This is a genomic window from Clostridium sp. (assembly GCF_050717545.1).
Classification (GTDB): domain Bacteria; phylum Bacillota; class Clostridia; order Clostridiales; family Clostridiaceae; genus Clostridium_AD.
The window spans coordinates 20857-33151 of record NZ_JBOITN010000046.1 but is presented as its reverse complement, the minus strand read 5'-3'; the positions used below and the strand labels follow the sequence as shown (position 1 = coordinate 33151).

Sequence of the window (12295 nt, the reverse complement as noted above, 5' to 3'; positions counted from 1 at the left end):
GCTAAGGTTGTTTTTTTTATATATTATCGTGAGTGCGTAAAGAATAAAATTTAATTGGTGAGTTTAGTATATAATGATATTAAAGGTTAATAATTATAAGATATAACAACTAGATAAAACTCGATGGGGTGAAATTTTTGATTGATATAAATGAAGAGATTATACGAGAAAGAACTAATAAAGCTACTTATAAAAGTGGAAGTGAGTATTATTCGAATAATAAGGTTAAAGATATAGATGTAGAAATAAAAGAGCATGAGGACTATACTCAAACAGAGATAACAGCGAATGTAGAATCATCAAATTTTACTATGTATAAAGTAGATGTGAGTTTTGATAATATCGATTTTTTTATGAATTATAGTTGCGATTGTAGTAACAAGTTTGGTTTTGGTTATTATAGGTATAGAAATATGTGTAAACATGTAGTAGCTACTTTATTAAAGTTTCTATATGAGAAAGAAGAAATTATTAAAGCAAAAAAAATGATTAAAACTAGTAATTTAATTAAGTTAATAACTAATAATACAATTGTTGCATCGAGAGCAAAATCATACTTAAACATAGAAATAAAATATGAGCATGAACCTAATAGTGATAACAGGAAATCTTTTGTGAGTCTTAAAGTTGGCGAAGATAAACTTTATGTAGTTAAAAATATTAAAGAATTTTTTAATTGCTATAGTAAAAGTTTTGAACCTATGGAATTCGGAAAAAAATTTACATATAATCCCTATTTGCATTCTTTTAGACAAGAAGATTTAAGCATCATAGAGCTTTTCAAGGAAGCCAGCGAACTTCAAGTTGTGGCTGGAGCTGCAGATGTACATAGAGGAAATGCAATAAGGTTTTTGTCTGGCAAAAGAGCTTATTTTACGGATAGTATGCTTAAAAGATTATTTAGATGTCTGTATAATAGGGAGCTAACCGTTACAATCGATGGCAAAATATTTACTAATGTTCATATTGTTCAAGAAGCAATGCCACTAGAATTCCAAATAAATAGAGAAGATAATCAATTTATACTAAAGCAAAAACAGCATATGCCTACAGCTATTAGTAGTGATGGTGAATTCTTTTTTTATGAGGGTGTAATATATGAGGTGCCGACAGATCAAAAGGATGCATATTTGCCTTTTTATAATAGACTAAGACAAGAAAAAAATAGATGTATAGAATTCTATGAAGAAGAAAAAGATGATGTAGCATCATTTGTAATTCCAACTTTAAGTAGGATAAGTAATAAAGTAGATATAGATGTATCCCTTGAGAATGAATTTTATATTAAAGAGCTTAAGGCAGTAGTTTATTTTGAAAAAAGATCTGAAAATGTAGATGTGTTAATAACATTTAAGTATGGAGATATAGAAATAAATCCTTTTAATAGCAATGAAAATAAAGCACAAGAAGGTAGGGCACTTATAAGAGACATGGACACGGAAATGAATATAATAAATAAATTTCATGAATTTGGATTTATAAGTACAAATAAAGGTTTTGAAATTCAAGATGAAGATAAACTACTAGATTTTTTGGTTTCTGGACTAGAAAAGCTCGAGCAAATGGCAGAGGTATATTATTCAGAAGATTTTAAAAAAATCGAGGTACATGGCAGCTCAGGATATAAGTCAAATATAACACTTAACAAGGATGATTTATTAGAATTCAGTTTTAGTATTGAGGGGGTAGATAATACTGAACTTAGTAGTATATTCACCTCATTAAGAGAAAAAAGAAAGTATCATAGGCTTAAAAATGGAAGTTTTGTATTATTAGATTCGAATAATCTATTAAAGGTATCTCAAATGATAGATTATCTAAATATAAAGAATAAAGATATCTCGAAAGATAAAATTATACTTTCTAAATACAATGCCATATACATAGAGGAAAAATTAAAACGAGAACAAATGGATTTTGTGAATACAAATAAAAAATTTAAAGACTTAGTAAATACAACATTCAGTGCAAAAAAAATTAAAGCGGTTGTACCTAAAGCTTTAGATAATATAATGAGAGATTATCAAAAAGTTGGATTTAAGTGGTTAAAAACTCTTGCAAAATGCGGATTTGGTGGAATTCTTGCAGATGAGATGGGACTTGGTAAAACAATTCAAGCTATAGCATTTATTCAATCAGAAGTTGAAGAAAATGATAACAAACAACCAACTCTCGTAGTATGTCCTACATCAGTTGTATACAATTGGAAGGACGAAATAGAAAAGTTTGCACCAACCCTAAATTGTATAGTAATATCAGGAAGCAAAAATAGTAGAGAAGAGCAAAAACAAAATATTGTTGATTTCGATGTAGTTATTACATCATATTCACTTATCAGGCGAGATATTGAGGATTACGAGAAAATTAAGTTTAGACACTGCTTCCTAGATGAAGCACAGTTCATCAAAAATTTTAATTCCCAAAGTGCTTTTGCTGTAAAAACTATAAATGCTCTATGTAAATTTGCACTTACTGGTACACCAATTGAAAATTCCCTTACGGAGCTTTGGTCAATTTTTGATTTTATAATGCCTGGATACATGTTAAATCATAACGTTTTTTCCAAAAAATACGAAGCACCAATTGTAAAAAATGGGAATGCCAAAGCGCTTGTAGAACTAAATAATCATGTAAAACCATTTATACTAAGAAGGACAAAAATCGAGGTTGCAAAGGATTTACCGTCTAAAATTGAACATAGAATTTCAGTAGAAATGACGGAACAACAAAAGAAAGTATATTTAGCATACTTAAAGGATGCTAAAGGAGAACTAGAAGAAGATATTGAATCAAAGGGTTTTAATAAAAGTAAATTTAAAGTTTTATCAATATTAACAAGGTTAAGACAGATATGTTGTGACCCTTCTACTTTTATCGAGAATTATGATGGAGGTAGTGGAAAGATGGAAGCTTTAGATGAAATTTTAGAAAATAGTTTGCAGCAAGGGCATAGGATATTAATATTTTCTCAATTCACACGGGTACTAAAAAATATTTCTAGCAGACTAGAGGATAAGGATATAAATTATATGTATTTAGATGGGTCAACAAAGTCTGAAAAAAGAGTGGAAATGGTGAAAACTTTCAATGAAGGTGAGTCTCAGGTGTTTTTAATTTCATTAAAAGCAGGAGGTACAGGTATAAACCTTACAGGTGCAGATATGGTAATACATTTTGATCCTTGGTGGAACCCAGCTGTGGAAGCTCAAGCTACAGATAGAGCTCATAGAATTGGACAGAAAAAAACAGTTGAGGTTATAAAATTAATAGCAAGAGGAACTATAGAAGAAAAGATATTTAAACTCCAAGAAAAGAAAAAGGAAATTTCGCAAAGTGTTATTAACGATGAAACGGGAGCGGAACTATTGCTATCTCAAATGAGCCGAAATGATATTAAAGATTTATTTGCTTAATGTTATTGTTTTATAACAAATGTTTCTATACTTTTTTATTTTTTATTTACAATCATCTAATTTTACAGTTTGGCCAATATCAATAATTTTTATGCTTCCATCATTTATTCTATTTAAGGTGTCTGTGGTAACTTCATCTTCATCTTGAGCTAAAATATAGGTTTTATAATGAATTGGAATCATGAATTTAGCTTTTGTCATTTTAAACATTTTAAAGCTCTGCTCAGGTGAACAATGCATTTCCTGATATTCATCAGGTTTATAGCAACCTACAGGCATTATAGCCACGTCTGCTGTTAAATTTTTAAAAACATTAGTATAAGCAGTATCTCCTGCAAAAAATATCTTTTTAAAGCTATTTTCAATTATGTAGGAGTTACTGGCAGCTTCAGCCCCCCATGGATAACGTCTACCATCATGATTTGCCTTTAGTGCCTTTATTTTTATGTGATTATCACTATACGTTTCATCATTATTTAAAAGAATTATGTTTTTAAATCCTAAGATTTTCAGGGGTATATTCAAATTTTTAGGTGCAATAACTTTAGTGTTTTTATTTAATTTAAATAGAGTAGAGTAATTCAGATGGTCCATATGACCATGCGATAGCAGGATGTAATCAATATTAATAGAGGCCAAATTTAGGGATGGCTTAACTAATCTTTTTAGTTGACCAAGATGTATACTAGTTACAGGATCAGTTACTATCACTTTATCAAGTAGATTAATAACTACAGTGGCATGGCCTACCCAATGGATAGAATTTGTCTCTAAAGGTTCGGATGAGGGCATACTGATACGTTTAAAGTACAAAGCAAAATTTCTACGATGTAATATATACATATATTCGAAAATTTTAGTAAATTTTGAAAAGTTCATTTTATACCTCTTAATTTTAATATTTTGTATTATTATTTTTTAGATAAATCACATAAATAGTATAAGTTAATTATACCATAAGAATGTATGTGATTTATATAATGTTATTATATACAAAACCATAATAAATATTATTGAATCATTGCGAAATATAGGATATAATGTTGAATATACTTAACAATGTTTATATAAAGTTAAAAAAATGTAACTTTATGATAGTTAACGTAAAATCCGAATGGGGGAACTATACATGAACTTATCAAAAAAATTCATGATTGGACTATTTAAAGTATCACCAGTATTTGTAATGGCAGGACTTATGATATCTGGAATGGATGCATTACTTGCTGCACCAATATCAACTATTTATGCAGCTATGGTAGCAGCACTTGTATGCAAATTTAAATTTAATGATATTGTGACTTCTGCTGTGGACAATGTAAAAGAAATGCAACTAGTATTTTTTATATTGATGGTAGCTTATGCAATGGCTGAGGCTTTCATGGCAACAGGTGTTGGTGCAGCTATAATTAATTTTTCGTTAACCCTTGGAGTGACAGCTAGAACAATAGCCGTTACAGGGTTAGTAGTAACAGCAGTGCTTTCGATTGCCACCGGTACTTCATGGGGAACCTTTGCAGCCTGCGCTCCAATTTTTCTATGGTTAAACCATATATTGGGAGGAGACGTTGTGCTAACTACGGCAGCAATCGCTGGTGGAGCTTGCTTTGGCGATAATATAGGACTTATTTCTGACACAACTGTTGTAAGTTCAGGTATTCATAAGGTTCAAGTTATTGATAGAATAAGACATCAAGGAGTATGGTCTCTTATGTGTTTATTAATAACTGCAATTATTTTCTACGCTGTAAGTGCAGGAATGGGATTACCAACTATAGCTGGTAATGCAGGTGAGGCTATAAATAATATTCCAAAAAATGTTTGGGCATCACTAGAAAAAGCTAGACCATCAGCTGTTGAATTATTAAATCAAGTTAAAACAGGGGTTCCAGTTTACATGATAATACCATTGTTAGTCGTAATTGGAGTAGCAATTAAAGGATTTCCAACACTTGCATGTTTAGGGCTTGGAATTATAACATCCCTAATACTTGGATTATTAGCAGGTACAATAGGATCGGTAACTGAATTCTTAGAATTAATGCAAACAGGATTCTCAGATGCAGGATCATGGGTTATTGTTATGATGATGTGGGTTGGTGCGTTTGGAGGTATAATGGCTAAAATGGATGCATTTGCACCATTATCAAAATTGGTTTCTAAAGTTTCCCAAAATGTACGTCAACTTATGTTTTATAACGGGGTACTGTCGATACTTGGGAATGCTGCATTGGCAGATGAAATGGCACAAATAGTAACAGTTGGTCCGATAATTAAAAATTTACTTGAAGATAACGTAGTTGGTAGCAAAGAAGATATGTATACATTACATTTAAGAAATGCAACTTCCTCAGATGCACTTGGAGTATTTGGATCACAACTTATTCCATGGCATGTATATGTAGTTTTTTATGTAGGCATAGCGTCAGCAGTTTATCCTCTTCATACATTTGTACCTATAGATATAATAAAATACAACTTTATGGCCTTGGTAGCAGTAGTTTCATTATTATTACTTACGATAACGGGTCTTGACAGATTTATACCTTTATTTAAATTGCCAAGTGAACCTGCTGTTCAGTTAAAGAAGAATATTAAGGCTAGCAGTAATGAAGAATTATCATTGTAAATATTTTTTTGTGAAATGTAAATCAAATGAAAGGCGATATATTGTGAAATCACAATATATCGCCTTTCATTTGATTTAAGAAGATAATGAATTTTCACCAATTTATGAATAACCTCATATTTTTTTGATGAAAGGAGTATCAGGCTTTAAGACTAAGTAATAAACTTTTTTGGTAAAAAAGACAACAAGGTTATTTGTGTAGAAAAAGATTTCAAAAAATTTAAAATAGTGAAAAATATATATAAAATAAATTTATAGATATATATAAAACCCTGAGGAAATTTAATGATTATTGAGGAAAAGAAAAATTATATAAAATTATATTTGTGAATATAAGTCTAAACTTTATAGTATATCCTCAGGGTATATGAATTTTAGTATTTATAAAACTCAATTTTTCACGATTAAATATACTGTTGGTGTTTTATTCTAATTACTCGGGGTTTTCTCCCCACTTAACTTTAATTGTAAGATCACCGTAATCCTCATCACTATCAATTTTAATCTTAAAATGTAATTCTTCATTGTCTGGAATTGTAATAAGGTTACCTTCTATTTTGAGTTTATCTTTAAATAACTTTACAATTTCATCCTTTAAAAAAAAATAAAACTCTTCTTTGGTTCCACTATATTTTTCTTTATAATTCATGGTCATTGCCTCCTTTCATTATAAAGTATTCCGATTTAAGTATAAGGGTGAGTAATATCATGTTTTAAATATAAAAATGATCCAAATAAATTATTTTTAAGATTATGTTACCAGTTTTTTTAAGAATTATTGCACATTAATTTTATAATGTGCGATAATATGATATATTATTATTAGGGATTTACATAGTTGATGAAAAATAGTAAATATTAATATACAGGTAATTTATTTTTAGAATATAACTATGGAAGGAAGGCGTTTTTGTGAGAATTTATTCATGGAATGTAAATGGAATAAGAGCTATAAAAAACAAAGGCTTTATTGAATGGGTCATTAGAGAGCAGCCAGAGATTTTATGTATTCAAGAAACGAAAATTCAAGAAAATCAAATAGTTTCTCAGCTTAAGAACATAGAAGGTTATTACTCATACTTTTCATGTGCCGAGAAGAAAGGCTATAGTGGAGTTGCGATATATACTAAACAAAAACCACTATCAGTAAATTATGGCATTGGAATAGAAAAATTTGATAGTGAAGGTAGGATATTAATTGCTGAATACGAAGAATTTATTCTTTTTAGTATATATTTTCCTAATGGACAAAAAGATGAAGATAGATTAAATTATAAAATGGAATTTTATGATGAATTACTAGCTTATTGTGAAGTATTTAGAAAAAAGGGAAAGAAATTAATTATATGTGGTGACTACAATACAGCACATAATCCCATTGATCTTAAAAATCCAAAGGCAAACGAAAAGTATTCAGGATTTTTACCTATTGAGAGAGCTTGGATGGATAAATTCATATCTTATGGTTATGTCGATACATTTAGATACATCCATGGCGAGGAAATAAAATATTCTTGGTGGAGTTACAGATTTAAGGCTAGGGAAAAGAATGTAGGGTGGAGACTTGATTATTTCTTTGTAACCGAGGATTTAATAAGCATGGTAAAGGAAGCTGATATTTTAAATGAGGTTGTAGGATCAGATCATTGCCCGGTGAGCATTATTTTATAAATATATATATGAAAGGAAGTTTTAGCTATGAACGATAAGATAAATCTATATCCTGTAAAATCAAAAAAAAGATATGGATATATAGATAAGAAAGGTAATTTAATCATAGAATGTAAATTTAATTATGCAGAGGAGTTTGAAGGAGAACTCGCAATAGTTTCAATAGATGAAAAGTATGGTTTTATAAATAAGGTTGGAAAGTTTGTAATTGAGCCTAAATATGAAGAGGTTCAGCAGTTTAGTGAGGGTCTTGCAGCCATAAAATTAGAAGGAAAAAAAGGATTTATAGATTTGACAGGAAAAGTTTTAGTGGAACCTAAATATGAAGAGGTTAATTTCTTTATAGAAGGCAGAGCAGCCATAAAGAGTGGATATATGTGGGGCTACATAGATAACGCAGGTACAGAGATTGTGAAACCAAATTATTTAGATGCAAGTGATTTTAGTGAGGGACTTGCAGCAGTACAAGTAGGTGGTAAAATAGCTTATATAGATAAATATGGAAAAGTTATCATAGATGCAAACTACGATTATGCACATCCGTTTAAAGAGGGGGTTGCACCTATTTGCTTAAATGGAAAGTACGGATACATAAACAATAAGGGAGAAACAATAATACCACTTAGATATAATGTTTGTGGAGAGTTCAATGAGGGCTTAGCACCAGTTGAAGTGAGAGAAAAATATGGGTATATTAATAGCAATGGCGAACTTGTTATTAAACCTAAGTTTCAATGGGCAGATAGATTTTATAATGGAATAGCTGCAATTAGTGAGGACGAAAAATATGGTTGCATCGATAAAAATGGTAATATTATAGTTCCTACCAAATTTGATGATGTAGATATTATGAGTGAAGGCTTAATAGCTGCTCAAGTAGGAGAAAAATGGGGTTACATAGATGTAAAGGGCGAAATGGTTATAGAGCCAAGTTATGTTGAAGCGTATGAATTTATTGATGGAATTGCAAGGGTCGAGATAGGGAAAAGAATTGGATATATTAATAAATCAGGTGAATATATTTGGGAATTACAATCATAGATTTTGATGAAATGGAAGGAGTCAAGAGTTTATGCGTAAGGTAGATGTTAAAGAAATTGAAAATGCTATAAGGAACATGAGTATAAAGACAAATATATATGTTGGAGAAGATGTGTTAAATGCTTTTAACAAATTTCAAAAAGAAGAGACGTCGCCTATAGGAAATGGAATTATAGCAAATTTAATAAAAAATGCTGAGATTGCGGCGCAGGAGCAAGTGCCAATTTGCCAAGATACAGGTATGGCTGTAGTATTTGTTGAAGTAGGTCAAGAGGTACAATTAATCGGAGGCAATATTACTAGCGCTATAAATGAAGGAGTTAGGCGGGGATATAAAGATGGGTATTTAAGAAAATCTGTTGTTGATGACCCTGTGCTACGAAAAAACACTGGAGATAATACACCAGCTATAATCTACTATGATATTGTACAAGGTAATAAAGTCAAAATAACTTTAGCTCCAAAAGGTTTTGGTAGTGAAAATATGAGTAGATTAAAAATGCTTAAGCCATCAGATGGATTAGCCGGTGTGCTTGATTTTGTTGTAGAAACGATTTCTATTGCAGGTCCAAACCCATGTCCACCTATTGTTGTAGGCGTTGGAATAGGAGGAACATCCGATAAAGCAATGTGTCTTGCGAAAAAAGCATTAACAAGAGATATTGGTAGCCATAATGAAAAAGATCATTTAAGAGATATTGAAATATCCTTACTCGAAAAAATTAATGCGCTAGGTATAGGACCTCAAGGACTAGGAGGAAATACAACAGCCCTTGCCGTTAATGTGGAGGCTTTTGCAACACATATTGCTGGATTGCCTGTGGCAGTAAATATTAACTGTCATGTTGCAAGACATGAGGTAACAATTATATAGGGAGGCAAGAAGATGGAAATCAAACATATATCCACTCCATTATCACATGAGAAGGTTAAAGCTTTAAAAGCAGGAGATAGTGTTTTAATATCAGGAACTATGTATACAGGTAGAGATGCAGCACATCAGAAGCTAATAGATTCAATTGATAAAGGAGAAATTTTACCATTCGATGTGAAAGATGCCATCATATACTATGTAGGTCCTGCTCCAGCTAAACCTGGGAGAACCATAGGATCTGCAGGACCAACTACTAGTTATCGGATGGATGATTTGACAGTGCCACTACTTGAGCTAGGGCTTACTGGAATGATTGGGAAAGGCGCTAGAAGTAAAACGGTTATAGACTCAATGAAAAAGAACGGAGCTGTCTATTTTGCTGCAATAGGAGGAGCGGGAGCCTTAATTGCCAATACAATTAAGGAATGCGAAATTATTGCGTATGAAGAGCTCGGTCCGGAAGCTGTTCGTAAACTTACAGTAGTAGACTTCCCAGCTGTTGTAGTAATAGACTCCAAATGTAATAATCTTTATGAAACAGAAAGAAAAAAATATCAGAAAATAGACTGAAAAAATATTACAATGCATTTCTCACAGAGAGTATAAATTTAGCTCTGTCTAGTGGACTAACACCAATTCTGTCTCTTGTGGCACCTATTTCCAAGAGACAGGGCTCATAACCCAAAAATCCTGTTGTCATTATTGCTTTGCCCGAAGCGATTTTACCTAAGTCACTAGGGTATTCAAGTGAGGTGGATACTGGCATTTTCCCCTGGATTGTAAAAGTATCGTTGTGTATAATAGGGGTCTCAAAGCTTCCACGCATTTTTATAATATCATTTAATACTCTTCCACCCACATTTTCAGGTACTGTAATTCTAAACTTAATTATGGGCTCGAGTAGAGATGTGCCTATTTCGTTTAGACCGCGCATGATGCCCATGGCAGCTGAAGTGGCAAAGTCGCCTGAGCGTGAATGCATAACGTGGTCTTCACCTTTTATAAGGGTTATTTTTAAATCGGTGACTGGCCAGCCGTAAATTCCTTGACTTAAAATTGTATCAAGATTGTCTTCTATTTCTCTTTGGTACTTTAACTTTACTTTTTCTGTTCTTACCTTTGATTTATAGATTAGCCCACTTCCTTTTGATAGGGGCTCAATTAAAAATTCAACTATAGCCCAGCATGGTTTGGGCATCGTGTAGCGTGATTCACCATATCCACTTGATATAGGAGTTTCTCTGTAGATTACACAAGGAGTTCCAAAGGTAACTTCTAAATTAAATCTTTCGATTAGTATAGCTTCAATATATTCAATTTGAATTTTGCCCATAATTCTAAGATGTATTTCTTTTTTTTCTTTTACCCATTGCATATTAAGCAGTGGATCTTCTTCTTGTAGGATAGTCAAAGCTTCAACCAAAGCAATATAGTCTTCAGCAATTTTTGCATAAATTCTTAGAGTAAGAAGGGGAGTTGTAATAGTTTTAAGGATAGGAATATGGGATTTGCTTCCAAGGACGTCATATGTGCTACAATTTAATCCGCTCACCATTACCAAATCACTGCTCCTGGCTGATTTAACATCAACAGATTTTTGGTTAATTACTTTTTTTATCATAGTAATTTTTTCGCTTTTGTTAGTAGTTACATTTAAAATATCATCTCTTGTTGATATTGATCCACTAAATATCTTTATATGAGCTATTTTACCTAATGTTTTATTATGTGAAATTTTATATACCAGGGCGGAAAGCTCTGAATTATCTAAATCTATAGGGCCAGGGAGGTATTCTATTATTCCATCAAGTAACTCCTTAATTCCTTCACCTTTTAGAGCAATGCCATAAAGAACTGGGTAAACTTTGCCACTAGTAGCCTGCAGGGCTATTTCATTTTCTACAACTGCTAGGGTCAAAGTACCATCGAAGAATTGATTTAGAATCTCTTCATTATTATTGCCAAGTACATCTATTATGTCCTCAAGTAATTGCTTGCGTAAATCATCTTTAATTTCTACTATATTTTTTAAGCAATTTTCCTTATTAAAGATATTATCTACAACAAACTCGTTATTTTTTTCAGTTACTAACTGTAATGGCACAAGTCTGCTTGTAAGAATATTTTTCATATCTTTAATGGTTTTAGAAGGAGATGCCCCAATACGGTCAAGTTTATTTATAAAAAATATTGAAGGCGTATTTAGTTCTTTTAGAGCATTAAAATATACCTCTGTTTGTGGTTGTACACCTTCAACGCTGGACAATACTACAATAGCTCCATCTAAAACTCCTATGCTTCGTTCGACTTCAGAACTGAAATCTATATGACCAGGAGTATCTATAACATGGATATTAGTTTCTTTATAAGTGAGATCAGTTTCAGCAGCTTTTACTGAGATACCTCTTTGCTTTTCCATATTTAAAGAATCGGTATGAGTTGTCCCTTTATCTACGCTACCTAGTATTCTGCTAGAACCACTTTGATAAAGTAATTGCTCAGTTAAAGTTGTTTTTCCGGCATCTACGTGGGCAACTATTCCAATATTTCTGATGCTATTTTTTATTATCATAATCATATCTCCATTAGCAATTTTTTTAGACTAGGCAACTTATAAAAATAAATAGGAGCTAGCTAGTCTAATTTTCATTATATTCCATTCTTTTA

At 31.6% G+C, this 12295-nt stretch carries 9 protein-coding genes; 6 read left to right on the top strand and 3 right to left on the bottom strand.

Annotation, left to right across the window (positions count from 1 at the left end; all coding sequences use genetic code 11):
* The first annotated feature begins 140 nt into the window (after nt 1-140).
* Nucleotides 141-3413, top strand: a complete 3273-nt coding sequence (locus ACREVX_RS16855; protein WP_431545407.1) for an SNF2 helicase associated domain-containing protein — start codon at nt 141-143, stop codon at nt 3411-3413.
* A 42-nt stretch (nt 3414-3455) separates the two neighbouring features.
* Here ACREVX_RS16855 and ACREVX_RS16850 read toward each other — a convergent pair whose 3' ends face one another.
* On the bottom strand, nt 3456-4292 hold the full coding sequence (locus tag ACREVX_RS16850; RefSeq protein WP_431545379.1) for an MBL fold metallo-hydrolase: 837 nt from the start codon (nt 4290-4292) through the stop codon (nt 3456-3458).
* A gap of 250 nt (nt 4293-4542) precedes the next feature.
* Between ACREVX_RS16850 and ACREVX_RS16845 the strand changes: the two genes are divergently transcribed.
* On the top strand, nt 4543-6042 hold the full coding sequence (locus ACREVX_RS16845; protein ID WP_431545378.1) for a Na+/H+ antiporter NhaC family protein: 1500 nt from the start codon (nt 4543-4545) through the stop codon (nt 6040-6042).
* Between the two features lie 433 nt (nt 6043-6475).
* Here ACREVX_RS16845 and ACREVX_RS16840 read toward each other — a convergent pair whose 3' ends face one another.
* Nucleotides 6476-6691, bottom strand: coding sequence for a hypothetical protein (locus ACREVX_RS16840; protein ID WP_431545377.1), 216 nt, complete (start codon nt 6689-6691; stop codon nt 6476-6478).
* Between the two features lie 263 nt (nt 6692-6954).
* Here ACREVX_RS16840 and ACREVX_RS16835 point away from each other — a divergent pair, with 263 nt between their 5' ends.
* From ACREVX_RS16835 to ACREVX_RS16820, 4 genes are read left to right on the top strand one after another with little or no spacing between them, the layout of a single operon-like run.
* Nucleotides 6955-7713: an exodeoxyribonuclease III gene (locus ACREVX_RS16835; protein ID WP_431545376.1), complete on the top strand. Its 759-nt coding sequence runs from the start codon at nt 6955-6957 to the stop codon at nt 7711-7713.
* 27 nt (nt 7714-7740) lie between these two features.
* Nucleotides 7741-8754 (top strand): WG repeat-containing protein, encoded by a 1014-nt coding sequence (locus tag ACREVX_RS16830; protein WP_431545375.1) that lies wholly within the window; start codon nt 7741-7743, stop codon nt 8752-8754.
* A 31-nt stretch (nt 8755-8785) separates the two neighbouring features.
* The gene (locus ACREVX_RS16825) at nt 8786-9628 is read left to right on the top strand and encodes a fumarate hydratase (protein ID WP_431545374.1); all 843 of its coding nucleotides are present in this window, start codon (nt 8786-8788) and stop codon (nt 9626-9628) included.
* A 12-nt stretch (nt 9629-9640) separates the two neighbouring features.
* Nucleotides 9641-10198 carry a Fe-S-containing hydro-lyase gene (locus tag ACREVX_RS16820; protein WP_431545373.1) on the top strand — a complete coding sequence of 186 codons (558 nt, stop codon included), beginning with the start codon at nt 9641-9643 and terminating at the stop codon, nt 10196-10198.
* Nucleotides 10199-10205: 7 nt separating this feature from the next.
* On the opposite strand, the gene ACREVX_RS16815 is transcribed toward ACREVX_RS16820, so the two are convergent.
* Nucleotides 10206-12200 carry a GTP-binding protein gene (locus ACREVX_RS16815; protein ID WP_431545372.1) on the bottom strand — a complete coding sequence of 665 codons (1995 nt, stop codon included), beginning with the start codon at nt 12198-12200 and terminating at the stop codon, nt 10206-10208.
* Nucleotides 12201-12295 lie beyond the last annotated feature (95 nt).